The 23,384-nt window shown below is 69.5% G+C and carries 26 protein-coding genes and 5 pseudogenes; 22 read left to right on the top strand and 9 right to left on the bottom strand.

The annotated features are described in order from the left end of the window. Positions 1-14: 14 nt before the first annotated feature. Positions 15-584 (top strand): annotated as a pseudogene (locus tag MTP03_RS04145) (class II aldolase/adducin family protein); the annotation flags it as partial. 311 nt (positions 585-895) lie between these two features. Here the strand turns inward: MTP03_RS04145 and MTP03_RS04150 are convergent. After that, positions 896-1,288: a helix-turn-helix transcriptional regulator gene (locus tag MTP03_RS04150; protein WP_248490861.1), complete on the bottom strand. Its 393-nt coding sequence runs from the start codon at positions 1,286-1,288 to the stop codon at positions 896-898. Positions 1,289-1,304: 16 nt separating this feature from the next. Here MTP03_RS04150 and MTP03_RS04155 point away from each other — a divergent pair, with 16 nt between their 5' ends. The 4 genes from MTP03_RS04155 (at position 1,305) to MTP03_RS04170 (ending at position 6,180) form a co-directional block, all read left to right on the top strand. Further along, a complete protein-coding gene (locus tag MTP03_RS04155) occupies positions 1,305-1,772 on the top strand; it encodes an SRPBCC domain-containing protein (RefSeq protein WP_248490862.1) in 468 nt (155 codons plus the stop codon). 10 nt (positions 1,773-1,782) lie between these two features. After that, a complete protein-coding gene (locus tag MTP03_RS04160) occupies positions 1,783-2,646 on the top strand; it encodes a hypothetical protein (RefSeq protein ID WP_248490863.1) in 864 nt (287 codons plus the stop codon). Positions 2,647-2,774: 128 nt separating this feature from the next. After that, positions 2,775-4,196: a sigma 54-interacting transcriptional regulator gene (locus MTP03_RS04165; protein WP_371820882.1), complete on the top strand. Its 1,422-nt coding sequence runs from the start codon at positions 2,775-2,777 to the stop codon at positions 4,194-4,196. After that, on the top strand, positions 4,189-6,180 hold the full coding sequence (locus MTP03_RS04170) for a VWA domain-containing protein (RefSeq protein ID WP_248490865.1): 1,992 nt from the start codon (positions 4,189-4,191) through the stop codon (positions 6,178-6,180). The genes MTP03_RS04165 and MTP03_RS04170 overlap by 8 nt, the downstream gene beginning before the upstream one ends. A gap of 55 nt (positions 6,181-6,235) precedes the next feature. On the opposite strand, the gene MTP03_RS04175 is transcribed toward MTP03_RS04170, so the two are convergent. The 7 genes and pseudogenes from MTP03_RS04175 to rpmB all read right to left on the bottom strand — a co-directional run. After that, positions 6,236-6,853, bottom strand: coding sequence for a DUF1707 domain-containing protein (locus MTP03_RS04175; protein WP_248490866.1), 618 nt, complete (start codon positions 6,851-6,853; stop codon positions 6,236-6,238). Positions 6,854-7,053: 200 nt separating this feature from the next. Next, the gene (locus tag MTP03_RS04180) at positions 7,054-8,091 is read right to left on the bottom strand and encodes a hypothetical protein (RefSeq protein ID WP_248490867.1); all 1,038 of its coding nucleotides are present in this window, start codon (positions 8,089-8,091) and stop codon (positions 7,054-7,056) included. Positions 8,092-8,228: 137 nt separating this feature from the next. Then, positions 8,229-9,167 carry an AEC family transporter gene (locus MTP03_RS04185; RefSeq protein ID WP_248490868.1) on the bottom strand — a complete coding sequence of 313 codons (939 nt, stop codon included), beginning with the start codon at positions 9,165-9,167 and terminating at the stop codon, positions 8,229-8,231. Positions 9,168-9,290: 123 nt separating this feature from the next. Next, positions 9,291-9,521 carry a 30S ribosomal protein S18 gene (rpsR, locus tag MTP03_RS04190; protein ID WP_248490869.1) on the bottom strand — a complete coding sequence of 77 codons (231 nt, stop codon included), beginning with the start codon at positions 9,519-9,521 and terminating at the stop codon, positions 9,291-9,293. Further along, on the bottom strand, positions 9,521-9,826 hold the full coding sequence (rpsN, locus tag MTP03_RS04195) for a 30S ribosomal protein S14 (RefSeq protein WP_248490870.1): 306 nt from the start codon (positions 9,824-9,826) through the stop codon (positions 9,521-9,523). The genes rpsR and rpsN overlap by 1 nt, the downstream gene beginning before the upstream one ends. Next, positions 9,826-9,990, bottom strand: a complete 165-nt coding sequence (gene rpmG / locus MTP03_RS04200; RefSeq protein ID WP_019200705.1) for a 50S ribosomal protein L33 — start codon at positions 9,988-9,990, stop codon at positions 9,826-9,828. The genes rpsN and rpmG overlap by 1 nt, the downstream gene beginning before the upstream one ends. After that, a pseudogene (gene rpmB / locus MTP03_RS04205) lies at positions 9,991-10,224 on the bottom strand (50S ribosomal protein L28); the annotation flags it as partial. 46 nt (positions 10,225-10,270) lie between these two features. Between rpmB and mrf the strand changes: the two are divergent. The 17 genes and pseudogenes from mrf to MTP03_RS04285 all read left to right on the top strand — a co-directional run. Further along, positions 10,271-11,440, top strand: a pseudogene (gene mrf, locus MTP03_RS04210) (ribosome hibernation factor-recruiting GTPase MRF); the annotation flags it as partial. Positions 11,441-11,483: 43 nt separating this feature from the next. Further along, positions 11,484-11,747 carry a type B 50S ribosomal protein L31 gene (locus tag MTP03_RS04215; RefSeq protein ID WP_248492032.1) on the top strand — a complete coding sequence of 88 codons (264 nt, stop codon included), beginning with the start codon at positions 11,484-11,486 and terminating at the stop codon, positions 11,745-11,747. A gap of 98 nt (positions 11,748-11,845) precedes the next feature. Beyond that, positions 11,846-11,998, top strand: a complete 153-nt coding sequence (locus tag MTP03_RS04220; protein WP_248492033.1) for a 50S ribosomal protein L32 — start codon at positions 11,846-11,848, stop codon at positions 11,996-11,998. 69 nt (positions 11,999-12,067) lie between these two features. Further along, positions 12,068-12,721, top strand: coding sequence for a trimeric intracellular cation channel family protein (locus MTP03_RS04225; RefSeq protein ID WP_248490871.1), 654 nt, complete (start codon positions 12,068-12,070; stop codon positions 12,719-12,721). Between the two features lie 191 nt (positions 12,722-12,912). After that, positions 12,913-13,599 carry a response regulator transcription factor gene (locus MTP03_RS04230; protein WP_248490872.1) on the top strand — a complete coding sequence of 229 codons (687 nt, stop codon included), beginning with the start codon at positions 12,913-12,915 and terminating at the stop codon, positions 13,597-13,599. Between the two features lie 55 nt (positions 13,600-13,654). Beyond that, on the top strand, positions 13,655-15,148 hold the full coding sequence (locus MTP03_RS04235) for a HAMP domain-containing sensor histidine kinase (protein WP_248490873.1): 1,494 nt from the start codon (positions 13,655-13,657) through the stop codon (positions 15,146-15,148). A 144-nt stretch (positions 15,149-15,292) separates the two neighbouring features. Further along, complete coding sequence (locus MTP03_RS23085) at positions 15,293-16,579, top strand: S1C family serine protease (protein ID WP_305852785.1); 1,287 nt, start codon at positions 15,293-15,295, stop codon at positions 16,577-16,579. Between the two features lie 12 nt (positions 16,580-16,591). Beyond that, complete coding sequence (locus MTP03_RS04250; protein ID WP_248490874.1) at positions 16,592-17,176, top strand: molybdenum cofactor biosynthesis protein B; 585 nt, start codon at positions 16,592-16,594, stop codon at positions 17,174-17,176. Then, on the top strand, positions 17,160-17,369 hold the full coding sequence (locus MTP03_RS04255) for a hypothetical protein (protein WP_248490875.1): 210 nt from the start codon (positions 17,160-17,162) through the stop codon (positions 17,367-17,369). The genes MTP03_RS04250 and MTP03_RS04255 overlap by 17 nt, the downstream gene beginning before the upstream one ends. Positions 17,370-17,787: 418 nt before the next feature. Next, the gene (locus MTP03_RS04260; protein ID WP_248490876.1) at positions 17,788-18,366 is read left to right on the top strand and encodes a hypothetical protein; all 579 of its coding nucleotides are present in this window, start codon (positions 17,788-17,790) and stop codon (positions 18,364-18,366) included. Continuing rightward, positions 18,363-18,815 (top strand): hypothetical protein, encoded by a 453-nt coding sequence (locus MTP03_RS04265; RefSeq protein WP_248490877.1) that lies wholly within the window; start codon positions 18,363-18,365, stop codon positions 18,813-18,815. Before MTP03_RS04260 ends, MTP03_RS04265 begins: the two co-directional genes overlap by 4 nt. Before the next feature lie 509 nt (positions 18,816-19,324). Then, positions 19,325-19,684 (top strand): annotated as a pseudogene (locus MTP03_RS23345) (MspA family porin); the annotation flags it as partial. Between the two features lie 80 nt (positions 19,685-19,764). Then, positions 19,765-19,983 (top strand): annotated as a pseudogene (locus MTP03_RS23350) (MspA family porin); the annotation flags it as partial. Positions 19,984-20,044: 61 nt separating this feature from the next. Further along, positions 20,045-20,767, top strand: coding sequence for an MspA family porin (locus MTP03_RS04270; RefSeq protein WP_248490878.1), 723 nt, complete (start codon positions 20,045-20,047; stop codon positions 20,765-20,767). A 219-nt stretch (positions 20,768-20,986) separates the two neighbouring features. Then, the gene (locus tag MTP03_RS04275; RefSeq protein WP_248490879.1) at positions 20,987-21,622 is read left to right on the top strand and encodes an MspA family porin; all 636 of its coding nucleotides are present in this window, start codon (positions 20,987-20,989) and stop codon (positions 21,620-21,622) included. 187 nt (positions 21,623-21,809) lie between these two features. Then, positions 21,810-22,490, top strand: a complete 681-nt coding sequence (locus MTP03_RS04280; RefSeq protein WP_248490880.1) for a hypothetical protein — start codon at positions 21,810-21,812, stop codon at positions 22,488-22,490. Positions 22,491-22,563: 73 nt separating this feature from the next. Then, complete coding sequence (locus tag MTP03_RS04285; protein ID WP_248490881.1) at positions 22,564-22,746, top strand: hypothetical protein; 183 nt, start codon at positions 22,564-22,566, stop codon at positions 22,744-22,746. A 70-nt stretch (positions 22,747-22,816) separates the two neighbouring features. Here MTP03_RS04285 and mscL read toward each other — a convergent pair whose 3' ends face one another. Beyond that, on the bottom strand, positions 22,817-23,269 hold the full coding sequence (gene mscL, locus MTP03_RS04290) for a large-conductance mechanosensitive channel protein MscL (RefSeq protein WP_248490882.1): 453 nt from the start codon (positions 23,267-23,269) through the stop codon (positions 22,817-22,819). Positions 23,270-23,384: the final 115 nt, after the last annotated feature.

The raw sequence follows: 23,384 nt of genomic DNA on the forward strand, positions 1-23,384 counted from the left end.
CGCGTGGCGAACGGAGCTTCAACCAGATCCGCGTCTCCGACCTGATCAGCGTGGACCACAACGGGGTCGTCGTGCACGGGCGGCGCCCGGTGAACCGGGCGGCATTCGTGATCCACGCGCAGGTGCACGAGGCCCGGCCCGATGCGGTGGCCGCCGCGCACGCCCACTCGGTGCACGGGAAGTCCTTCTCGTCGCTGGGCATCCCGCTGGCCCCGCTCACGCAGGACGCCTGCGCGTTCTACGAGGACCACGGCATCTACGACGACTACGCCGGCGTGGTCAACGAGACCGTCGAGGGCAAGCGGGTCGCGGCGGCGATCGGCGATCACAAGGCCGCGATCCTGAAGAACCACGGGCTCATCACGGTGGGCGGGTCGGTGTCGTCCGCCGCCTGGTGGTTCGTGACGATGGAGCGGTCCTGCCAGGCGCAGTTACTCGCCATGGCGGCCGGGGAGCCGCAGGAGATCGATCCCGCCACAGCGCGGTTGACGCATTCGCAGGTGGGCAGCGACCTCGCCGGCTGGTTCCAGTTCCGCCCGCTGTGGGAGCAGACCGTGGCCTCCTCGCCCGACGTCTTCGATTAGGCCGCCCACCTGCGGAGGGCAGGGGACTCCGCAGGCAGGGCGGGTGCGCCCGCAGGGGCTCCGCAGCGAGGCGGGTGAACAACTCCCGCGCGACGTAACACAACTCCCGCCCGCCCGTCGGAATCTGTCCGCTGTGGGCAGCGTGTCCGGGGTGGGCGGAATCCGAGGAGCATCCGGTTGTGGTGGAGACGGTCGAGGGTCCGCTCCTTGAGGCTCGGACGTCACTCGAGGGTGGGAATCCTCAGCGCGGCGATCCGGACGTTGCGCGCCTTGATGTAGGTCGTGGCCTGCTTCAGTTTTCGCGCAGGCGATCAGTCGCGGGTGAGGTCGTCGAGCAAGGACACTGCGGCGCGGGTGTAGTCGCCGATCCAGCGGTCGTGGATGCGCTTGATCGGGACCGGCGCCAGCGTGAGGTGCCGCTCGCGGCCCACCTTCCGTCCGATCACCAGCTCAGCGCGCTCGAGCACGCGCAGATGCTGCAGCACCGTGGTCCGGTCGAGGTCGGGGAACTGGGCGCACAGCTCGCCGGTGGTGCGCGGCGCCTCCTTGAGTACATCCAGCATCCGCCGGCGCGTGGCGTTCCCGAGCGCCTTGAACACGAGGTCATCGACGTCGTCGGCGGGCGTGCCCGGTCCTACCGCGTCCCGCGACCCCGCCGGCCCCGCGCTCGAGCCGGCGCTGCTCTTGCCCTCGATCCCAGACATGTTGTATTTTTATCACATGTCCGAACTCAACCAGCTCTCCTTCACCGTCACCGGATACGTGGCGCGACCCACGGCCCAGGTCTACGAGGCCGTCGCCGACCCCGCGCAGCTGTCCGAGTACTTCACCACCGGCGGCGCCCGCGGCCGCCTCGAACCGAACACCGAGGTCACCTGGGACTTCGCCGACTTCCCAGGCGCGTTCCCGGTGCAGGTGATCGAGGCCGTCCCGCACCGGCGGATCGTGATCCGTTGGGAGGCGGAGAACGCCGTCGCGGGTGACGGGCACACCACCACGACGTTCGAGTTCGACCCGATCGACGACGACACCCGCACGCTCGTCACGATCACCGAGTCGGCGTGGACGGCCACCGACGCCGGCGCCAGGGGCGCGTTCGGCAACTGCATGGGCTGGACCGGCATGCTGGCCGCGCTCAAGGCGTGGGTCGAGCACGGGATCAACCTGCGCGAGGGCTTCTACAAGTAGCGTGGGCGCCATGACCGACACCGCCGTCGCCCTCGCCCGCCGCGCCTACGAGACCGTCGAACCCTTCCACGTCGTCGCCTACTTCAACCCGGGGATCCGGGACGCGTGCCGCGATGCCGGGGTCGACCAGCACGCCTTCTACGTGGGCGCCCGCGCCGCCCCGATCGGCGAGGCTCACGCCTCCGTGGTCGCCGCCGCGTTCTACAACTTCTCGCCCGCCGTCATCGAGAAGGGCTGGTCGGAGGCGGTGGCCGCGGGCCTCGCGGAGATCGACGACCGGCGCTACGCGATGCTCGCCGAGCAGTACGCCACCATCCTCGCCGGCATCGACCCCGCGGAGATCGAGCACATCGCCGCGGGCTTCGGCCGCCTCGTCGATGATCTCCCGCTCGCGGGCCGCACCCTCGCCGCGGCCTGGGCGTCGTCGCCGGTGCCGGACCCGCCCGCGCTCGCGCTCTGGCGTCACCTCAGCGTCCTGCGCGAGTGGCGCGGCGACAACCACCTGTCGGAGCTGATCCGCCACGGCCTCACGGGCCTCGAGGCGGGAGTCCTGCACGAGGCGGACCTCCCGGACCCGACGGTGCGCCGCCGGGTCATGGGCCGCAGGTTCTTCCGCATCACGCGCGGGTGGAGCGAGGACGCCTGGGGCGCCGCGGTCGCGCGCCTGGCCGAGCGCGGACTCGTCGAGGGTGAGCCGGAGGAGCACCGCCTGACGGCGGAGGGCATGAGCGTTTACCTCGACATCGAGGCTGGGACCGACGCCATCAGCGCGCCCGCGTTCGGCGACGGCAGCTCCGAGCTGCTGGACCGGATCCGGCCGCTCACGAAGGCCGTGATCGATGCCGGCGTGATCCCGGGGACCACGAAGAAGTAGGCGGCGCGCGAGGAAGCCGGCGCGCGACGGCGGTCACCGTCGGACAGGGGAAGCGAGGGGGTGCCGGGCGTATTTCCGGTTTCGCTGCGGGCGTAGTCCGTAGGGCGCGCAGCGGGGATCGGCGTAGCGTGGACGGCGTGACTTTCGCACGCTCCGATGCACTCACCGATTCGCCCGCCGACCTGCCCCGCACGCTGGGAGAACTGAAGGCCTCCGGCCACGTCTACCGCGGGATCAAGGACGAGCTCCGCAACAACCTGCTCACGGCGCTCCGCGCGGACACCGATCCGTGGGACGGAATCCAGGGCTTCGACGACACCGTCATCCCGCAGCTCGAGCGGGCGCTCCTGGCCGGCCACGACGTGGTGCTGCTCGGCGAGCGCGGGCAGGGCAAGACCCGGCTGATCCGCACCATCGTCGGGCTGCTCGACGAGTGGACCCCCGTCGTCGACGGTGCCGAGCTCGGCGAGCACCCGTACCACCCGATCACCCCGGCCTCGATCCGCCGCGCGGCCGAGCTCGGCGACGAGCTGCCCGTCGCGTGGCGTCACCGGGACGAACGGTACTCGGAGAAGCTGGCCACGCCGGACACCTCCGTGGGCGATCTGGTGGGCGATGTCGACCCGGTGAAGGTGGCGCAGGGCCGCAGCCTCGGCGATCCGGAGACCATCCACTTCGGCCTCATCCCGCGGGCGCACCGCGGCATCGTCGCCGTCAACGAGTTGCCGGACCTGGCCGAGCGCATCCAGGTGGCGATGCTCAACGTGATGGAGGAGCGCGACATCCAGGTGCGCGGGTACACGCTGCGCCTGCCGCTGGACGTGCTGCTGCTGGCGTCGGCGAATCCCGAGGACTACACGAACCGCGGCCGTATCATCACGCCGCTCAAGGACCGCTTCGGCGCCGAGATCCGCACGCACTACCCGCTGGACCTCGAGGACGAGGTCGCTGTGATCGAGCAGGAGGCCGATGTGGTGGCCTCGGTACCGCTGTACCTCACGGAGGTGCTGGCCCGGTTCACCCGCGAGCTGCGCGAATCGCCCGCCGTCGATCAGCGGTCCGGCGTCTCGGCGAGGTTCGCCATCGCGGCGCAGGAGACGGTGGCGGCCGGCGCGCTGCACCGCGCCGCCGTCGGGGGCGAGGAGCTGCCGGTGGCCCGCGTCATCGACCTGGCGACGGTGCCGGACGTGCTGCGCGGCAAGGTCGAGTTCGAGGCCGGCGAGGAGGGGCGCGAGCTCGCGACGCTGGTGCACCTGCTGCGGCGCGCGACCGCGGCCACCATCGGCGAGTATCTGCTGGGCGTGGACCTCACGCCGCTGGTGGAGGCGATCGAGGCGGGCGGTCCGGTGACCACGGGCGACGACGTGACGGCGGCCGAGCTGCTGGACGCGCTGCCCGAGGTACCGGTATTGGCCGAGGTGTACCGGCGGCTGGAGGCGGAGTCGCCGGGCGAGCGGGCCGCCGCGGCCGAGTTCGCGTTGGAGGGGCTGTATCTCACGCGCCGCATCGGTAAGGAGTCCGACGACGAGGGCCAGACGGTCTATGGCTAGGAGGTCCGGCGACCACGCGGGCCGCCGCAACCGGCACCTCGCGCGGTACCGGAGGTACACGGGCGGGCCGGATCCGCTGGCGCCGCCGGTGGATCTGCGCGACGCGCTCGACGAGATCGGCCAGGACGTGATGGCCGGGATGTCGCCGCGGCGGGCGCTGCAGGAGTACCTGCGCCGGGGATCGAGCAGCCGCCGCGGGCTCGACAAGCTGGCCGAGCTCGCGAACCGGCGCCGGCAGGAGCTGTTGCAGCGCAACAACTTGGGCAAGACCTTCGAGGACATCCGTGGGCTGCTCGACGATGCCGTGCTCGCCGAGCGCAAGGAACTCGCGCGGGCGCTGGACGACGACGCCCGGTTCGCCGAGATGCGGATCGAGAACCTGCCGCCGTCGCCCGCGCAGGCCGTGCGGGAGCTGGGCGATTACCAGTGGCGCTCGCCCGAGGCGGCGCAGAAGTACGAGCAGATCCGGGACCTGCTGGGCCGCGAGCTGCTCGATCAGCAGTTCGCCGGGATCAAGCAGGCCCTCGAGGGCGCGACCGACGAGGACCGCGCGGCGATCCAGAAGATGCTCGACGACCTGAACGCGTTGCTGGACAAGCACAACGCCGGCGAGGCCACCCAGGACGATTTCGACGAGTTCATGGCGGAGCACGGCCAGTACTTCCCGGAGAACCCGCGGAACATCGACGAGCTCATCGACGCGCTCGCCCGCAGGAGCGCCGCCGCCCAGCGGCTGTACAACAGCCTCACCCCCGAGCAGCGCGCCGAGCTGGAGGAGCTGTCGCAGGCGGCCTTCGGCTCGCCGCAGCTCTCGCAGGCGCTCAGCGACCTCACCGGCAAGCTCGTGGACGCCCGCCCGGGCGAGGACTGGTACGGCAGCCAGGAGTTCGAGGGCGATTCCGGGATGGGGTTAGGGGATGCAACGCAGGCCATGCAGGACATCGCCGACCTGGAATCCCTTGCGGAGCAACTGAGCCAGCAGCACAACGGCGCCTCGCTCGACGACATAGACCTGGACGCGCTGCAGCGTCAGCTCGGCGACGAGGCCGTCGCCGACGCCCGGACCCTCGCCGAGCTGGAGAAGGCGCTGAAGGACCAGGGCTACTTCGCCCGCGATCCCGACGGTGCGCTCAGGTTGTCGCCCAAGGCGATCCGGCAGCTAGGGCAGTCCATCCTGCGGGACGTGGCCGATCGGCTGTCCGCCCGCGGCGGCGAGCGGAACACGGCCCGGCAGGGCGCGGCCGGCGAGGCCACCGGCGCCAGCCGGGAGTGGCGATTCGGTGACACCGAGCCGTGGGATGCCACCCGTACGGTGCTCAACGGCGTTCTCCGCCGGGCCGCCTCGGGCGAGCAGGGGCCGGTGGTGCTGGACGCGCGTGACATCGAGGTCACCGAGACGGAGGCGCGGAGCCACGCCGCGGTGGCGCTGCTCGTGGACACCAGCTTCTCCATGGTGATGGAGGGGCGGTGGCTGCCGATGAAGCGCACCGCTCTCGCGTTGCACCAATTGGTCTCGACCCGGTTCCGCGGGGATCAGCTGGCGCTCATCGGATTCGGGCGGCACGCCCGCAGCCTGAGCGTGGGGGAGCTGACCGGCCTCGACGGCGTGTACGAGCAGGGGACCAACCTGCATCACGCACTCATGTTGGCGCAGCAGCACTTCCGGTCGCATCCGAACGCCCAGCCCGTGCTACTCGTGGTGACCGATGGCGAGCCGACCGCCCACCTCGAGCGCGACGGGCACGCCTTCTTCGATTACCCACCCCACCCGCGGACGCTGGCGATGACCGTGCGCGGACTGGATGCGGTCGCGGCGCAGGGCGCGCAGATCACCGTGTTCCAGCTCGGCGACGACCCCGGGCTCACCCGGTTCCTCGACGCGGTGGTCCGGCGCGTGGGCGGGCGCCTCGTCTCACCCGACCTCGACGGGCTCGGGGCCGCTGTGGTCAGCGACTACCTGGGCAGCCGCCGCAGACGCGGCTGAGCGCGCGGCACCGTCGGCCGGGAGGGGCACCGTCGGGTTGCGGAGGGCGAGCGGGCTAGCGGACCCGGACCTCGACGCCGCCCCAGAAGGCGAAGCCCTTCACGGTGATTCGTGGCCCGTTGGGGTCGCCGAGTTCGGGGTTCTTGTGCTCGAACGCGCCCATCACGCCGACGCCGTCGACGTTCACGTTGGCGCCGCGCGGCACGATGATCTGCACGCCGCCCATGACGGCGTAGGCGTTGATCGTCACGTCGCCGACGAGGAAGGTGGCCTCGCGCAGGTCGAGTTTCACGCCGCCCCAGAACGCGGTCGCCGTGTGCTCGGGGCCTACGGCGACGGGGCCGTGCACCTTGGTCTCCGACATCACCGCCCATTTGGTCTCGCCCATGCGCGGCACCCCGGCGGGGGCGTGCGACGGTGCGCGGTACGCAGGGGTCGCGGCGGAGGACGGCGGCGCGGGTGCAGCCTGCGCGGCGGGAAGATCGACCACGAGCCGGTCGAGATCGGCGAACGTACGCGCCTCGACGGCCTGCTGCGACCGCTCCTCGTACTCGCCGAACGTGATCTGGCCGAGGCCGAGCGCATCGGAGAGCAGGGCGACGACCCGGCTGCGATCCTGGTCCGAGGCCCGCAGGACGTCACGGCGGAGGGTTCCAACTCGTCGGACATGCATCCCACCCTAGGGGAATCCACCTGGTGTCGCCGCGCTCTCCCCGGGGTTTCCGGCTCACCCCGGGTTCCAGCTCCCTATAGGGAGCTGGACTCCCCGGATACAGCCGGCGTCCCCCCAGCTGCAGCTAGGGGGACGCCGGATTCTGTCGGGGGCGTCGGCTCCCTATAGGGAGCGGATAAGCGCCGGAGCGGGCGGACGGTTCAGAGCAGCCGGCCGACCACGGGGAGACGCTTGAGCAGCAGCGCGATGCCCGTGGGCTGGCTCTGCTTCGGAGCGGACTTCTTCTCGTCCTTCGGCGCATCCTTCGACGGTGCCTTCGCGGCCGGCTTCTCGGCCTTCGCGGGCTTGTCGGCCTTGGCGGCGGGCTTCGCCTTCGGCGCGGCCTTGGTCTCGGTCCTCGCGGCGGGCTTGGTGGCCTTGGCGTCGATCGAGGCGGGGGCCTTGCTCTTCGAGGCGGCGTCCTTCTGGGCGGCGATCGGGGTGATCTTCGCCTCCGAGGCCTTCACCGGCTTCTTCGCAGCGGCCTTGGTGGCCGACGGCTTGGTCGCCTCGGTCTTCGCGGCAGCGGACTTGGTCGCCTCGGTCTTCGCGGCAGCGGGCTTGGTGGCAGCGGACTTCGCAGCGGTCGGCTTCGACGCAGCAGGCTTCGACACGGTGGTCTTGGCGGCGGCGGTCTTGGCTGGAGCCTTCTTCGCCTGCGTGGCCTTCTTCGCGGCGGGGGCCTTCTTGGCCGGTGCGGCCTTCGCGCCGGCGGCGGTCTTCGCAGCCGCGGGCGTGGCGGCGGCAGGCTTCGCGGCGGCAGGAGCCTCGGCGGAGGGGGCGGCACCGTCGAGCCCGAGGACCGACCAGGCGTCCTCCCAGGCGGCCACGGCGTCGGCGGTGACGGTGAGGTTGGTGTTCGCGGTGAGCGTCTTGCCCGGGTTCTTGCCCTCGTACGCGGCGGCCAGTTTCGCGACGTGCGCGGCGTACTCGGCGGCGGGCGCGATGGCGATGGGGGCACCGTCGGACAGGTCCACCAGGGCCCATGCGGTGACGGGCGCCTTGACGGCGGCCTCGCTCTTGCGGGCCTGCCAGGTGTCGCCGGTGGTGGCCTTGACGCGGAGCGTCTCGGTGCGGCCGGCTGCGGTCACGGTGACCAGCGTGATGCTGCCCTTCGTGGCGACCTCTGCCTTGCCCCCGCGGGCCTGAACGGCAGAGACGAACACGTCGACAGCGCGCTGTGCGGCGGTCTGAGCCATGAGTCTCTCCTGAAGTGTGGTCGCGGCGCACCGTTCAGCACGCCGCTCGTGCACTTATTAACCCATGAGTAAGGTGGAGGACCCAAGCCGAAATCGGCGTCACAGGCGTAATGTGACGGGGTCGTTCGTCACATTCGTCAGGTGAGAAGTGCCGCGATCAGCATGATCGCCGGTACCGAGAGCACGGTTGTGATAAGTCCACTGTCGCGGGCCAGGATCACGCCGCGGTTGTACCGCAGGCCGTAGACCAGCACGTTCTGTGCCGTCGGGAGTGCGGCGGTCACCGTCTGTGCGAACAGTGCGTGGCCCGATTGGCCGAACAGGAAGCGCGACATCGCCCACGCCAGGACGGGCATTGCGATCATCTTGAGCGCGGTCGCGAGCGCGATGTCGCGGCGCGGCGCCTCCCCTTTCTGCATCACCTTCACGCCGCCGAGCGACAGCCCGAACACGAGCAGCGCCATCGGCACGGACGCGTCGCCGAGCAGCTTCACCGGGCTCATCAGCCAGTCCGGCGGGTGCCATCCGGCCAGGGAGATCGCGAGCCCGATGAGCGCGCCGGCGACGATCGGATTGAGCAGGGGAGTGGCGACGGTGCGCCACGCGCCCGGCCTGGGCCCGGGCTGGTCGCGCGCCTCGGCGAGGTCGAGCATCGTGAGCGCGATCGTCGAGAAGATGAGGATCTGGAACAGCAGCAGCGGCGCCACGTACGAGGTGTCGTGCAGCACGAACACGGCGATCGGGATGCCGAGGTTCGAGGAGTTCACGTAGCTCGACGCGAGCGCGCCGATGGTGGCGTCGCCCATCGTCCGGCGCCAGAGCACGCGGACGATCACGTAGTAGACGGCCGCGATGGCCAGTGCGGACCCCGCGCTCACCGCCAGGCGCGCACTGAACAGGACGCTCACGTCGGTGGTGGCGAGCACGTGCAGCAACAGTGCGGGCGTGAGCAGGTAGAACACCAGCAGGGAGAGCTGCTTCTCCGGCTGCTCGCCGAGCACCCCGAGCCTGCCGACCAGCCAGCCCGCCGCGATGATGATCGCGATCACGGCGAAGCCGGCCAGCACGGAAGTCACGGGCGGAAAGCTTACGCGACCGAAGTATCGCCGCCGCCGGGCCGGGGCCGCTCACGAATCGCGGTTCTCGTGCTTCGCGAGTGCGCAGTGCACGCGCGAAGCACGAGAACCCGACACCGTGAGCTACCTCCTCGTCGCGTACGGCAGCAGCGCCATCTCGCGCGCGTTCTTCACCGCCAGCGCCAGCTTCCGCTGATCCTGCGGCGACAGCCGCGTCACCGCACGCGAGCGCAGCTTGCCGCGCTCGTTGAGGAAGGTGCGCAGGTAGGTGACGTTCTTGTAGTCGAGGGCACCGTCGGGCACGCGGACGAGGCCGCGCCGCGTGGCGGGGGTGCGAACCGGTTTGCGCGCCATCACCAGCTCGACTTCCGGACGCCGGGCAGCTCACCGTTGTGCACCATCTGCCGCACGCGCACGCGCGAGAGCCCGAACTTGCGCAGGTGCCCGCGCGGGCGGCCGTCGGCGGCGTCGCGGTTGCGTACTCGGGTGGCCGAGCCGTCGCGCGGCAGCTTCGCCAACGCGCTCACGGCCGCGGCCCGCTCGTCGGCCGGGGTGTCGGGGTGCGAGATGACGCGCTTGAGCTCGGCGCGGCGCTCGGCCCACCGGGCCACCAGCACCTTCCGCTTCTCGTTGGCGGCGATCTTCGCCTTCGTGGCCATCAGCGCTCCTCCCGGAAATCGACGTGCTTGCGGACCACGGGGTCGTACTTGCGCAGCACCATGCGGTCGGGGTCGTTGCGACGGTTCTTGCGGGTCACGTAGGTGTACCCGGTGCCGGCGGTCGACTTGAGCTTGATGATCGGTCGGATCTCGTTACGGGCCATTACAGCTTCTCCCCGGCGCAGGATGTCGGCGACCACGGCGTCGATGCCGCGGCGGTCGATGGTCTTGATGCCCTTGGCGGACACCCGGAGCACGACGGTGCGGCCGAGCGACGGGACGTAGTAGCGGCGGCGCTGGATGTTCGGGTCCCAGCGGCGGTTCGTGCGCACGTGGCTGTGCGAGACCCGCTTGCCGAAGCCGGGCGCGCGGCCCGTGACCTGGCAGTGTGCGGACATGGTTCTCCTTCTTGCGAACAGTTGTCGATAAGGTAACGTACTAGAAATGGGAACCATTTCCAATAGAACCCCGGTGTTCATCCTGACGGGCTTCGCCGGAACCGACCGTGCGCTGGAACTCGCCGAGCCCGGCACCGTCGTGCTGCATCACGACCTGTCGGGCCTGCGGGAGGGCCTCGTCGTGCGGTCCGAGGCCACCGTCCGGCCCGACGGCACCGCCGAGGAGCGCGTGGCCCTGCTCGAGCTGGCGCACGGCTGCGTCTCGTGCACGCTGCGCGAGGACCTGCTGCCGCTGCTGCGCACGTTGCACCGGCGCGCGGGCGTGCGACGCATCGTGCTCCGGCTGGACCCGACGCTCGAGGCGGAGGCCGTGCGGCACGCGATCGAGCACGTGGTGGTGGAGATGGTCGGCGAGGTGCCCGGACCGGCCGCGCGCGACGTCGAGGTCGTCGGCGTGATCGGCTTCGTCGACGGCGCGACCTGGCTCGACGACGCCCTCGGTGAGCAGGACCTGAGTGAGCGGTTCGCGCTCGCCGACGACGACGAGCGGACCGTCGCGCAGCTCGCCGTCGGGCAGGCGAGCGGAGCCGACCTACTGGTGGTGACCGGCGACAGTCCCGACCCCGCGCGGCTGCGGGCGGTGCTGCGCAGGCTCGCGCCGGGCGCGCCGATCGCCCGCGAACGGGTGCCGCTGGACCGCCTCGTCGCGCGGCTGCGCGGTCCGCGCCCGCTGCCGGATCCGTTCGGCCCGCTCCTGGCCGGCTGCCCGCCGCTCGACGCCGACGGCGACGTCGCGCTGGTCGAGTTCACCGCGCGCCGCCCTATGCACCCCGGCCGCTTCCACGAGGCGATCGACGTGCTGCTCGACGGGGTAGTGCAGGCGCGCGGGCGGGTCTGGCTCGCCACCCGGCCCGACGATGCCCTCTGGCTGGAGTCCGCGGGGTCGGGGCTGCGGATCGGCGTCGCCGGACGGTGGCTCGCCGCCGGCGGCGACGGATCTCCCGAACGCTGGGCGATGGCGTCCGCGGCGTGGGACGAGGTGTGCGGCGACCGGCGCACCGACCTGGTCGCGCTCCTCGCCGGCGCTGAGCCCGCGCGGGTGCTCGAGATTCTGCGCTGGGCGGAGATGACGCCCGCGGAACTCGCGGCGGGCGGCGCACCGTCGCACGACCCGTTCGGCGACATGCACGCCGACCCCTGTGAGGACCTGGCCCCGGCGACCGGCCGGAGGCGGAGATCGATATCGATGAGGAGATGTCATGAAGAAGGGGATCCATCCCGAGTACCGTCCGATCGCGTTCCAGGACTCGTCCACGGGGAAGGTGTTCGTCACGCGGAGCACCGCCACGTCGGAGCGCACCGTCGAGGTGGACGGGGTGACGTATCCGCTGGTCGTGGTGGATGTGACCAGCGATTCGCATCCGCTGTGGACGGGGAAGCAGCGCGTCGTGGACACTGCGGGCCGGGTACAGAAGTTCCAGGAGAAGTACGCGCGTTTTGGCGGTCGGGCCGTTCGACGGTAGACTTCAGTGCTTGTGACGTTGGAAGCCTTCCGGGCTCGCGTCGAGAGCTTTTCTCATCAAGACCGATAGGAAGAATCATGGCTGTACCGAAGCGCCGTATGTCGCGGGCGAACACGCATGCTCGCCGCTCGCAGTGGAAGGCGAACAACCCCGAGCTGCAGGCCGTGCAGGTCGGCGGTCGCACCCACCTGGTTCCGCGTCGCCTCGTGCGCGCCGCGAAGCTGGGCCTGGTCGATCTGGACCGCCGCTAAGTCTTCTCCAGTTCGAGAGCGGGTCGACCGATGGTCGGCCCGCTCTTGACGTGTATCCAGGGGGCTTAGGTGCTGCTGGCGGTGCTCAATCACGCGGGGATCGCGGTGTTCGCCGCGTCCGGCGCGCTGATCGGCGTGCGTAAGCGGCTCGACATGTTCGGGGTGTGGACCCTGGCTGCGCTCACCGGTGTGGGCGGCGGCGTCGCGCGGGACGTGCTGTTGGGGATCCACCCGCCGTCGTCGGTCCAGGGCTGGGGCAACCTCACCACCGCCACGATCGCGGCGGCGTTCGTGTTCGTTTTCCACCCGCAGTTCGGCCGGCTGCGCCGGTCCGTGCTGGTGCTCGACGCCGTCGGCATGGGGGTGTTCTCGGCGACCGGCGCACTCACCGCGCTGCAGCACGAGGCGTCGCCCTTCGCCGCCGCGCTGATCGGCATCACCACCGCGCTCGGCGGCGGCGTGATCCGCGACATGCTGGTCAACGAGGTGCCGTTGCTGCTCCAACAGCGCGACCTCTACGCCATCCCCGCACTGACCGGCGCCGTCGCCACCGTCGCGGCCTGGTCCTGGGGCGCGACCGAGGCCCGGTCGCTGGTGGCCGGCGCCGTGCTGGCGACGGGGTTCCGGTTGCTGGCACTGTGGCAGAAGTGGCGGGTGCCGGTGGCGCCGACCGATGTCGTCGGGCGGTTCGTGAGCACCTGTAAGCGCGCGCTCCGCCGCTGATCCGGCCGGCTGTCGAGGGCTGCCGAGAGCTGCCGGCGGCTGCCGGCGGTTCGTCGTGGTGGTCGGTGTGCGGCCGGGTGGCCTCACGGGGCGGGCGACCTCATGGAGCGGGCGACCCGCGACCCGCCGATCCCTTGCGACAAGGCCCCCATTCAGCCAATTCCTAGCCGTCTTCGGTAAGACTGAGGACTATGCGAATTCTGGTGGTCGACGACGATCGTGCGGTGCGGGAGTCCCTGCGCCGCTCACTGACCTTCAACGGGTACCAGGTGGACACCGCCGTCGACGGGCAGGACGCCCTCGATCACATCGCGGGCAACCGCCCCGACGCGCTGGTACTCGACCTGAACATGCCCCGTGTCGACGGGCTGGAGGTGTGCCGCCGCCTGCGCAGCGCGGGCGACGACTTGCCGATCCTCGTGCTCACGGCGCGCGACGCCGTCAGTGACCGGGTCAGCGGCCTCGACGCCGGCGCCGACGACTACCTCCCCAAGCCGTTCGCGCTCGAGGAGCTCCTGGCCCGCATGCGCGCCCTGCTGCGTCGCGCCGCCCCCGACACCGGTGCCGACAACGAGGTCCTCACGTTCGAGGACCTCAGCCTGGATCCGGCCACCCGCGAGGTCTCCCGCGGCGAGCGGGCGATCAGCCTCACGCGCACCGAGTTCAGCTTGCTCGAGATGCTCATGGGCAACCCGCGCCGCGTGCTCACCCGCAGCCGGATCCTCGAGGAGGTGTGGGGCTACGACTTCCCGACCTCGGGCAACGCGCTCGAGGTGTACGTCGGCTACCTGCGCCGCAAGACCGAGGCCGACGGCGAATCGCGCCTGATCCACACCGTGCGGGGCGTCGGGTACGTCCTGCGCGAGACCCCGCCGTGACGGCCGGACGGTGCGCGGTGGCCGGGACGGCGCGGTACGCGCCGGAAACAGGGCGATGACGGTGCCGTCCCCACCCCGGCACGCGCGCCCGGACGTGCGCGACAAGCGCCCGATGCGCGACCCGAACCCGATCACCCGGAACGTCAGCTTCCGGTGGCGGGTCACGTTGCTGGCGGCTGTCGTCGTGGGGATCACCGTGGCGCTGATGGCGGCGTCGGCGTTCTTCGTGGTCAAGCGTGCGATGTACGCGGATGTCGACAACCGACTGCACCAGCAGGTGGACTCGGTGGCGCCGGCGATGAGCTCGCCGGTCACGCAGTTCACCACCGTGATGATGATGCTGATGTTCCGCCCGGACATGTCGGTCAACCGCACGATGGTGGTGTACCCCGACGGCACTCCGTACCACTCGGGCCCGGTGCCGATCGGCGACGCGGAGCGCGCCGTGATCTCGGGCAAGGCGGCGGAGTCGCTGCGCTCGGCGGGCGACACCCGGGTCATGGCGCGCCGCCTCGACAACGGCGTCACGATCATCGTGGCCGAGGACCTGACGCCCACGAAGAACCTGCTCAACGAATTGGGCACCGTGCTCATCGTGGTGGGCGCGTGCGGGATCATCCTGGCCGCGATCGCCGGCACGGCGGTGGCGCGGGGTGGGCTCAGACCGGTGCAGAGGCTCACCGAGGCCGCCGAACGCGTGGCGAAGACGGACGATCTGGCGCCGATCCCCGTGACCGGCCGCGACGAGCTGGCCCGCCTCACGGTCAGTTTCAACACGATGCTGAAGGCGCTGGCCGAGTCGCGGGACCGGCAGGCGCGCCTCGTCGCCGACGCGGGACACGAGCTGCGCACGCCGCTGACCAGCCTGCGCACGAACGTGGAGTTGCTCATCGCGACGCGCCGCCCGGGCGCTCCGCCGATCCCCGAGGAGGACCTGCAGGACCTGTCCGACGACGTGCTCGCCCAGGTCCAGGAGCTGACCACGCTCGTCGGCGATCTCGTGGACCTGGCTCGCGAGGACGCGCCCGAGGCGGTCAACGAGGAGGTCGACCTCGTGGAGGTGCTGACCAAGGCGGTCGACCGGGTCGAGCGCCGCCGCCCGACGGTCCGCTTCGACGTCACCTCCGCCCCGTGGTTCGTCTACGGCGACCACGGCGGGCTCGGCCGCGCGGTGATCAACGTGCTCGACAACGCCGCGAAGTTCTCGCCCGACGGTTCCGTGGTGCGCGTCTCGCTCGCTGAGACCGGCGTCGACCGTGCCGCGCTCACGGTGGCCGACAGCGGCCCCGGCATCCCGGAGGAGGACCGGGAGCTGGTGTTCGAGCGGTTCTACCGCTCGATGTCGAGCCGCTCGATGCCCGGCTCCGGCCTGGGGCTGGCGATCGTCAAGCAGGTGGTGGAGCGGCACGGGGGCACGGTCTCGGTCGGCTCGGCCGACGGTGGCGGCGCCCTGGTCCGGTTCGAGATCCCCGGCAGTCCGGTGGCGGGCGGCCGCGCGCCGCAGGTGGTGCAGCGGGAGCCGCGGCTCCGCCTGCTTCGAGGCAAATGAGGGAGCCTGCTTCGAGGCAAATGAGGGAGCCTGCTTCGAGGCAAATGAGGGAGCCTGCTTCGAGGGAAGTGACAAGCTGCTCACAGCGACTTCACAGACGCCGCCTGCAATGTGGCGGGGGAGAACACGAAGGAGGCGAACCTCATGACCGAGGGTCCGCAGAATCCCTACCAGCCGCAGCCGGGGGGAACACCGCCGCAGCCGGGGCAGTACCGGCCCACGCAGCAGTACTCGAACCCGTACGCGGCCGCGCAGGCCGGTGTGGTGGGGCAGCCCGGCGGGGGCGGGGGCGCACCGTCGGGCTTCCCGCCCGGCCCCGGCGGCCCGACGGTGCCCGGGCCCTCCGGCTCGAAGCGCCCGGGCATGGGCGCGCTGGTGGCGCTCGGCGTGGCGATCGCGCTGGTCGCCTCGCTGTTGTCGGTGACGGGCGCGTACCTCGTGTGGGGCAAGGACGACGCGCCGGCCGCGATCACGGTGAACGGCGGGGATGCGCCGCCCGTGGTGAAGGGCTCGGTGCAGGAGGTGGCGACGAACGTGCTGCCGGCGGTCGTGTCGATCGACAATCAGGCGGGCACCTCGGAGTCGTCGGGCTCGGGTGTGGTGATCAGCGCTGACGGCAAGATCGTGACGAACAATCATGTGATCGCGGGGAACGGCAGGCTCACGGTGTCGTTCTCGGACGGCAGCGTGAGTAACGCGGCGGTGGTCGGGGCGGATCCGGTGACCGATCTCGCGGTCATCCAGACGGACAAGCGCGATCTCAAGCCGCTCACGTTCGCCGATAGCGGCAAGCTGACGGTCGGCCAGGAGGTCGTGGCGGTGGGCGCGCCGCTCGGCCTCGCCGGCACGGTGACGAGCGGTATCGTCTCCGCCCTGAACCGGCCCGTGGCGACGAGCGGTAAGGACTCGGATCAGGCCACCGTCATCAATTCGGTGCAGACGGACGCGGCGATCAACCCCGGCAACTCGGGCGGCGCCCTGGTGGACATGACCGGCCGCCTGGTGGGCATCAACTCGTCGATCGCCACGCTGGGCAGTTCGCGCCTCACGGGGCAGCAGGGCGGCAGCATCGGCCTGGGCTTCGCGATCCCGTCGAACCAGGTGCAGCGGATCGCGAAGGAGCTGATGGAGTCGGGCAAGGCGACGCACGCCGCGGTGGGCGTCACGGTGGACGTTCGGCAGACGTCGGTGACGCGGCCGGGCGCGGTGGTCGCGCAGGTGTCGTCGACGGGGGCGTTCGGCCGCGCCGGGATCCCGGAGGGGGCGCTGGTGACGAAGGTCGACGATCTGACCATCACGGACGGGTACGGGCTGATCGGGGCCGTGCGTTCGTACCCGCCGGGGGCTACCGTGACCATCACGTACTTGGAGACGGCGGGCAGTACGTCCCCGCAGACCAAGCAGATCACGCTCGACAAGTTGGACAAGTAGAGGAGTCCGGACATGACGCAGATCGGTGGCGCCGCGGCGCCGGAGTGGTTGACGGACGAAGTCCCGGACACGCTGGACGAATCGGCGCTGGACGGCGCGGGGGTGATCGGCCGGGCCCTGGTGATCGTGGTCGACGATCACCTGCAGCCGGGCGGGTCCAGCGCGGGCAAGTCCGTGGGGGCGCTGGTGACGGAGCTGCTCGAGGAGGCGGACTTCGAGGTGGACGCCGTGGTCGTGGTCCCCGCCGAGGAGGTGGACGTGCGCAACGCGCTGAACACCGCGGTGATCGGCGGCGTCGACCTGGCCGTGACGATCGGCGGCGTGGGCGTGGGCGCGCGCGACGTGACGCCCGAGGCGACCGAGGAGATCCTGGACAAGAAGCTGCCCGGCATCTGCGAGGCGCTGCGCTCGTCCGGTCTGGCCGCGGGCGCGACCGACGCGGGGCTCTCGCGGGGGCTGGCCGGCGTGTCCGGCAGCACCGTGGTGGTGAACCTGGCGAGCTCGCGCGCGGCGATCCGCGACGGGATGGCCACCCTCACGCCCTTGGCGACCCACGTGATCCGGCACATCGCAGGCGGGGATGACCAGGCCCGATAAGCCCGATTCGGGCAAGAAGTATTCCGCGCGCGATATCGCGCGCATCTTCGGGGACGTCCTGCCGTCGCAGACGAAGGACGATCTGGCCGATGCCGCATCCGGGTCGGGTGCGGCATCTCCCGTCTCCGGGCCCGACGGTGCCCGCACGGAGCAGTGGTATCGCGAGAACCGGCCGCCGCATCATGGCGGCTGAGTGATTCGCTCGCTGGCTCCGTTCGAACCGCCGCGCACGCGGATGCAGGCGGATTAGAGTGCCGTCGAGGGGGAGCTTGGCTTGGGATGTAGCGACGCTTCAGGACGTTCGCAACGCGTACAAGGGGGAGACCGATCTTTGTGCTGCCGTCGAGTACGCCATGGGCAAGGGGTGGACCGTGCGGAAGCAGGGGCACAAGTTTCGGTTGTACTGCCCCTGCGGCGGTGACCTCGGCAAGCAGTTCGGTCTGGGCGGAACCGTGCGGAACTCGACCGCCACCGCTCGGCGCGTTCGCCGAACCGTCGATAGGTGCCCTGACCGCCACGATTTGATCTGATGCGACAGGGGAACAAACACGCAGACCACAGCGTTGTCGATTGACAACGCCCGGGCGGAACAGGAGACTCCCACCATGTCGATGAGCACGTTCGAGATCAGTTTCGAGGTGCCCACGTTGACGTCGCTCGATGATCCACTGGTCGATGTCGCCGAAGACGAGCTGGATGCGTTCGTGGTGGTCTCGGGGTACGGCGCAAGGGTCACGCTCTCCTGGGAGGGCGTGTCGGCGGCTCCCGCGGGACGTGAAGCCGGCACCGCGCTGATCCGGCACGGCATCGTTCCGGCCAGGACGCTTCCGGATCTCGTGAGCCCGAGTGAGATCGCGATGCGTGCGTCTGTCACGCGGCAGGCAGTGGGCGCGTGGATTCGTGGTGAGCGCGGCGAAGGATTCCCGGCCCCGTTCTATGCCGGGGACCGTGGCCTGTGGCTGTGGGGCGAGGTGAACGCCTGGCTCATCGCCAATGATCGTACGCACGACGTGGGTGTCGCGTATCCGTCCAGATCGGATCACACTGATATCGATTACCACCTGCTGACTCACCGGCCAGTTTCGGGGCCTGCCAGGGTCTTCCCGCTGCCGTGGTCGCCGGACAGTGACACTGGGCGGGCCGGCACGGAGTGCGTCGCGCTCAAGATCGATGTGAAGGATGCTCGGTGAGTGCGCCGACGGCCACCGATGCGTCGGTGCGATGGGTCAGGCGTTCCGTGGAGCGTCGCTACGGCGATGAGGTGACTTCGTGGCGGCCGGATCCTGAACACGGTGAGGGCTTGAACGCCCATCTCGGTGCCAGAGCAACGACATCGGAGGATGGCGCAGCGCGGCTCCGCCTTCGTATGGGGCTGGATTTGTCCGAGCCGGAATGCTCGGCGGCGCTCGAATGCATCGTCGAGTTCGAGTTCTCGGATCACCCGGGTGAACTGACGCCCGAGGAGGCGACCGAGTTCGCGCGTGGCGAGGGGCTTCCATTCGCCATGGGGTACCTGCGGGCCGCACTGTCCGACGCGAGACTGTCCGTCGGTTTGAACGCGGTGTCGTTCTCTGCGCGGCTTCCTGGCGGACTGGCCGAGGCTGTGGGGAGTGCGATCTCCAGCGACGCGGATCGCTGACGCCGTCAGAGGCAGTGGTATCGCGAGAATCGCCCGCCGCATCATGGCGGCTGAGAGGTTCAGCCCATCGAATAACGGTGTGTACCGACCGTCGCTGCAGGTCGTGTGACCAAGGACACATCCCGCGAGATTTACGGCAAGGTTACGGGATCGAGTTACCTGAGTGAACTCTAAGGGGAAGGCTACCCTAATTGGTTCGCAGGTCAGGGGCCTGTTACCGGTGAGTATGGCCTAAGAACCGCTGGCGGGAGGCGGTGGGCGAGATTCTCTATGTGTAACTCTAAGTTGTTGAATGCAGCATTTGCGAAGATTCAAACCGTTGCGGTCCCTCGAAACCTGAGGATATGCTCCGCGGGAACCGTAGGTCAGCGAAGACCTCCGGGGAACCGACAGTGATCGTGAGCGAGCAAGTCGCTCAGGATTCGGTTGGCGGCTGGGTGAGCCGCCGTGCCGACACCCTACCGGGGTGGCACATACATGATTCCTGGTGAGGGGAACGAATGAGCAAGATGAGCAAGGTCGCAGCGCGCACCGGCGTCGTTGCGGTCTCGGTGGCTGCTGCCGCCTCGATCGCAGCCGGCACCGCCAACGCGGGCCCGCTTCCGAGCGGTCAGAAGATTGTCCCGGCCCCCGCGGGCTGGAGCGTCGTCCTGAAGTCGACGGGTAACTCCTCGGCGATCCAGGGCTCGCTGGCAACGGCGCAGTCGCGGTCGGCGTGGGTCACTTCCCACGGCTCGGTCACCGTCAAGGCGCCCGCCGACGCAAAGGACATCGCTGGCAAGCTGGGAGTCGGCGTGATTGTTGGTTGTCAGTTCCCGGGCAAGGTCGGGGTTGACTTCACGGTCGGTGGCCCGTCGGCAAGTCTCGGTTTCGGCACTGCGGGACCGTCGGGTGGTGTCGGTCTCGGAGGTGGTGTTGGGGCCAGTCTTCCGCTTGCCCTGGCGCGACTGACAGCGTCACAGGCTACTCTCGCGAGGATCAGCCGGGCTCGATCGACTCGATCAAGTTTACAAAGCCTGGAACGTACAACGTCACCATCAAGGATGCGAATGTTGACATTAAGGCGTGCTCAGGCTACGCGCAGGCCCGTGTAGTGACCTGGGTCGAGATCAAGGGCAGCAATCGTATCCAGGGCTTCCTGTACGGCGCGCCGTTCTCGCTGGGCTGATTCGAATCCGACCTGACTCTCTTGTCCGCCTCGCGGGGCGGCGAATCCTGAAGGATATTTCATGAAGAAGATCGCTCTGCGCGGCGCTGCTGTCGCCGCTGCGGCAGGCGTCGCGATGGGTGCCCTCTCGACGGGTGCTGCGAACGCAGACACGTTTATCCCACTGCCGAATGGTAGTACCTCCATTAAGCTTGGTGAAGCCACTCTTACGGTTACGATTACTAATCAGAGCGCGAAGCTCTCGCCGGGAATGGTTGCACTGCCTACAACCCGCAACGCGTGGGTTTCAGGGCTTGTTTCGGCCAAGATCAGCGGTGGGAAGGCTGACGGTGGGTCGATCGCCGCTGGCTATGCCGTGGGTTGCCAGGTTGACGTCGGGGCCGCAAAGATCACACTGGGTGGTGAGACGGGCGCCGACGCAGGCTTCGGTCAGTCGAAGTATGGCGAAAGCAAGCAGGGCTATGCGGTGTCAGCTAGCGGAAAGACTGGTGGGACGCTGTCTCTGTCGGCGGGTTCAGTTGGCACCCAGTTCCTCACGTATGACCGTGCGACAATGCCCGCCGCTGGCGACGAGATCTCACCGAACTGGGACAGTGTTATTTCGCCCAGCACAGGTTTCAAGTTCAAGGGGTCTTCGGGCTCTCTGAGCTTCACGGAGCAGACGATCGGCGTCGACGGCTGTGCGGGATACGCTCAGGCGCGCTTCTTTGCCAAGGTCAAGGCCAAGGCTGGTAGCACTCAGGGCACAGCAATCCTTTGGGGTAAGCCCTTCACGCTGGGTTAGTCGCGCTCGAGAGGCAACGCCTGAGGGCGGTATCCGGTTACGTCCGGATGCCGCCCTTTGGCGTTTCCAACGACGAGCGGGTGGCCGCCGACTTATCGACCTTGGTTTCGAATTCGCGCCAATGTTACGGCACTGCTTCCACGGGCGACTCGGGTGGATTCGCCCTGCTATCTTGCCCTTTCAACACTCCGGCGCAATTCGCCGGAGGCTGGAAAGAGGATGAGCCATGACCTCGAGGATCTCGCGCGCCGAGCGTCGCTCACGACTGCGGGAGCGGTCACCGTCGGACTGCTGGCCCCCGCCCCGAGCACGGGAGCCGACACCGTGATCCCGCTGCGGGACACCACGAAGTCCATCAAGGCGGGGAGCGGCACGATCACCATCGCGGTGAAGGGCCAGCGGGCGCGGTTGTCGCCGGGCATGGTCGCGCTGCCGACCACCCGCAATGCGTGGGTGTCGGGCACCGTGAGCGTGAAGGTGAGCGGCAGCGACGCCGACGGCGGGTCGATCGAGGCCGGCTATGCGGTCGGTTGCCAGATCGACGTGGGCGATGCGAGCCTCGACCTCGGAGCGGACGTCGATTCCGGTGCGACCGTCGGGGCCGGCGGCGGACTCACGCCGTCGGTGTCGGGCTCGACCGGCGGGTCGATCAAGCTCGCCGCGGGATCGATCGGTACCCAGTCACTCACCTACGACCGCGCGACGTGGCCGAAGCCGGGCGACGAGGTGGACCCGGACTGGGCGGCACCGTCGACGAGCTTCGACTTCACCGGCGCGAGCGGCAGTTTCACCTACAACGACCAGACGATCGGCGTCGACAGCTGCGCGGGCTACGCCCGGCGCGGCTCTATGTGATCGTGCGGGCGCAGGTGGGGGACTCGAAGGGGCGCCTTGTCCTGTGGGGAGACCGCTTCACCCTCGGCTGAGTCGCGGCTGCGGGGACTGCCGCTTCGGAACCGATCCGCGCTCTGGCGCGTCCAATTGATGAGGGCGCCCGTTTCGTGGAGGCGATGTCCTCGCGACGTGTGGCGGAGGTGGTTCGGTGGAGCCAGGAGAAGAGTCGGCGTCGTTGTCTGCACCGGGACGCTGCCAGGCGGCATGGTGGATTGTCAGGGATTTTGCCGAGATGAACGATCGTCGTGCCACGGCCCTGTCATTGATTCGATGGGTGGTACGCGGCGACCGGCACGGGGAGAGTGTTCCCAAGCAGCTTCGTCCGGCTCGTGTCCAGCTCGAACTCGCGCGGAGAAGTGTTCGGAGGCGAGTGTGGGCGCGCCGAGTGCTGCTTGCGGCCGGCGCGATCGTCCTTGTCTGGATCGTCTCCAACCCGGTCGTCGGATACTGCCGGGAGCATTGGCCGCATGGCACGTCAGAGGTGCTGCACGCACTCTGGGTGCTCGTCACGTCGCCCGGGTTCGGGGCGATCGGGGCGGTCATCGCGGCGTTGGTGGCGTTCCGTGCCGCCCTGCGCAGCCAGGCGCGTTCGGCGAGCAATGATCGATGGTGGGAGACCTTCGAGTGGGTCATGGAAAACCGAGTCGAGAAGGTCGGATTCGACGAAGGTGTAGCGGAGTGGTTCAGCTACCTCAAAGGCACGGCGTCGAACCCCGGCGAGAGCGTTATCATCAATGTGTTGACCGAGGAGGCTATTCGACGTGGACGAACTGAAGTCCGGCCGCCGTACGCGCAAGGTCGTCCGAGCAGGAGTGAAGGGGCTCCATAAGCGCCGAGCCCAGCCGCGGGGTGACGGATACGTCGTCGTTCGTCTCCCGGACGGGACCACCGCCACGGGGCGCATGACTCACGACGGGTCGATCGAGATGGTCGCAGAGAACGCCACTGAGCAGCAGAAGCGAGTGTCGGCCTCCGGAGCTGAGGAGAAGGCTCCCCCAACGCGATTGTCCGAGTCCAGCTATCGCGAGCTCATGGCCGTGCTGGCGATGGACGACACCGGACTCTCGCGCCGCGGGTCGCTGTAGCGGCACCGTCGAATCCGACAAACGAAAGCCGGCCTCCCCGCGAGGGAGGCCGGCTTCGTCGGAACCAGGATCAGATCTGCGGCTTCTGCGACGGGAACTGGCCCGTGGGCGGGAGCGCCGAGTGGGCGCCGCCCTGGCTGGGGCCGGCCTGCGCGGCCAGCAGGTCGCGGATCTCGACGAGTACGTCCACCTCGTCCTCGGCGGCCTTCTCCGGCGCGAAGCGGGCCTTCATGCGCTCGTACGGGAGGATCAGGATGAAGTACACGACGGCCGCGACCAGCACGAAGTTGATCGCCTGGGTCAGCACGGCGCCGATGTCGACGATGGTCTTGTCGTTACCGTCCACGATCTGCCACGCCAGGCCCTGCACGTCCTTGCCGCCGCCGATCGAGGCGATGAGCGGCTGCACGATGTGATCTGTGAAGGCGGTGACGATCGCGGTGAAGGCGGCGCCGACGACCACGGCAACCGCCAGGTCCAGCACGTTGCCCTTCAGGAGGAAGTCCTTGAAGCCCTTGAGCATGTTCCGAGTCCTTTGCAGTGATGTAACCAGAGTTACGCATGAGGCAACTTCGTGCTTATGCTAGCGGTATGAACCGTGTTCGCGTAGTCGACGCGGGGGTTTCCATTGGTGTGAT

This window comes from Tsukamurella sp. PLM1 (assembly GCF_023168325.1).
In the GTDB taxonomy this organism is placed as follows: domain Bacteria; phylum Actinomycetota; class Actinomycetes; order Mycobacteriales; family Mycobacteriaceae; genus Tsukamurella.

Excerpts from the sequence above, each read along its gene's own strand:
- MTP03_RS04150 (WP_248490861.1), bottom strand. The coding sequence starts at position 1,288 with ATGTCTGGGATCGAGGGCAAGAGCAGCGCCGGCTCGAGCGCGGGGCCG.
- MTP03_RS04155 (WP_248490862.1), top strand. The coding sequence starts at position 1,305 with ATGTCCGAACTCAACCAGCTCTCCTTCACCGTCACCGGATACGTGGCG.
- MTP03_RS04160 (WP_248490863.1), top strand. The coding sequence starts at position 1,783 with ATGACCGACACCGCCGTCGCCCTCGCCCGCCGCGCCTACGAGACCGTC.
- MTP03_RS04170 (WP_248490865.1), top strand. The coding sequence starts at position 4,189 with ATGGCTAGGAGGTCCGGCGACCACGCGGGCCGCCGCAACCGGCACCTC.
- MTP03_RS04175 (WP_248490866.1), bottom strand. The coding sequence starts at position 6,853 with ATGCATGTCCGACGAGTTGGAACCCTCCGCCGTGACGTCCTGCGGGCC.
- MTP03_RS04180 (WP_248490867.1), bottom strand. The coding sequence starts at position 8,091 with ATGGCTCAGACCGCCGCACAGCGCGCTGTCGACGTGTTCGTCTCTGCC.
- rpsR (WP_248490869.1), bottom strand. The coding sequence starts at position 9,521 with ATGGCGCGCAAACCGGTTCGCACCCCCGCCACGCGGCGCGGCCTCGTC.
- rpsN (WP_248490870.1), bottom strand. The coding sequence starts at position 9,826 with ATGGCCACGAAGGCGAAGATCGCCGCCAACGAGAAGCGGAAGGTGCTG.
- rpmG (WP_019200705.1), bottom strand. The coding sequence starts at position 9,990 with ATGGCCCGTAACGAGATCCGACCGATCATCAAGCTCAAGTCGACCGCC.
- MTP03_RS04215 (WP_248492032.1), top strand. The coding sequence starts at position 11,484 with ATGAAGAAGGGGATCCATCCCGAGTACCGTCCGATCGCGTTCCAGGAC.
- MTP03_RS04220 (WP_248492033.1), top strand. The coding sequence starts at position 11,846 with ATGTCGCGGGCGAACACGCATGCTCGCCGCTCGCAGTGGAAGGCGAAC.
- MTP03_RS04230 (WP_248490872.1), top strand. The coding sequence starts at position 12,913 with ATGCGAATTCTGGTGGTCGACGACGATCGTGCGGTGCGGGAGTCCCTG.
- MTP03_RS04235 (WP_248490873.1), top strand. The coding sequence starts at position 13,655 with ATGACGGTGCCGTCCCCACCCCGGCACGCGCGCCCGGACGTGCGCGAC.
- MTP03_RS23085 (WP_305852785.1), top strand. The coding sequence starts at position 15,293 with ATGACCGAGGGTCCGCAGAATCCCTACCAGCCGCAGCCGGGGGGAACA.
- MTP03_RS04250 (WP_248490874.1), top strand. The coding sequence starts at position 16,592 with ATGACGCAGATCGGTGGCGCCGCGGCGCCGGAGTGGTTGACGGACGAA.
- MTP03_RS04255 (WP_248490875.1), top strand. The coding sequence starts at position 17,160 with ATGACCAGGCCCGATAAGCCCGATTCGGGCAAGAAGTATTCCGCGCGC.
- MTP03_RS04260 (WP_248490876.1), top strand. The coding sequence starts at position 17,788 with ATGAGCACGTTCGAGATCAGTTTCGAGGTGCCCACGTTGACGTCGCTC.
- MTP03_RS04270 (WP_248490878.1), top strand. The coding sequence starts at position 20,045 with ATGAAGAAGATCGCTCTGCGCGGCGCTGCTGTCGCCGCTGCGGCAGGC.
- MTP03_RS04275 (WP_248490879.1), top strand. The coding sequence starts at position 20,987 with ATGAGCCATGACCTCGAGGATCTCGCGCGCCGAGCGTCGCTCACGACT.
- MTP03_RS04285 (WP_248490881.1), top strand. The coding sequence starts at position 22,564 with ATGACTCACGACGGGTCGATCGAGATGGTCGCAGAGAACGCCACTGAG.
- mscL (WP_248490882.1), bottom strand. The coding sequence starts at position 23,269 with ATGCTCAAGGGCTTCAAGGACTTCCTCCTGAAGGGCAACGTGCTGGAC.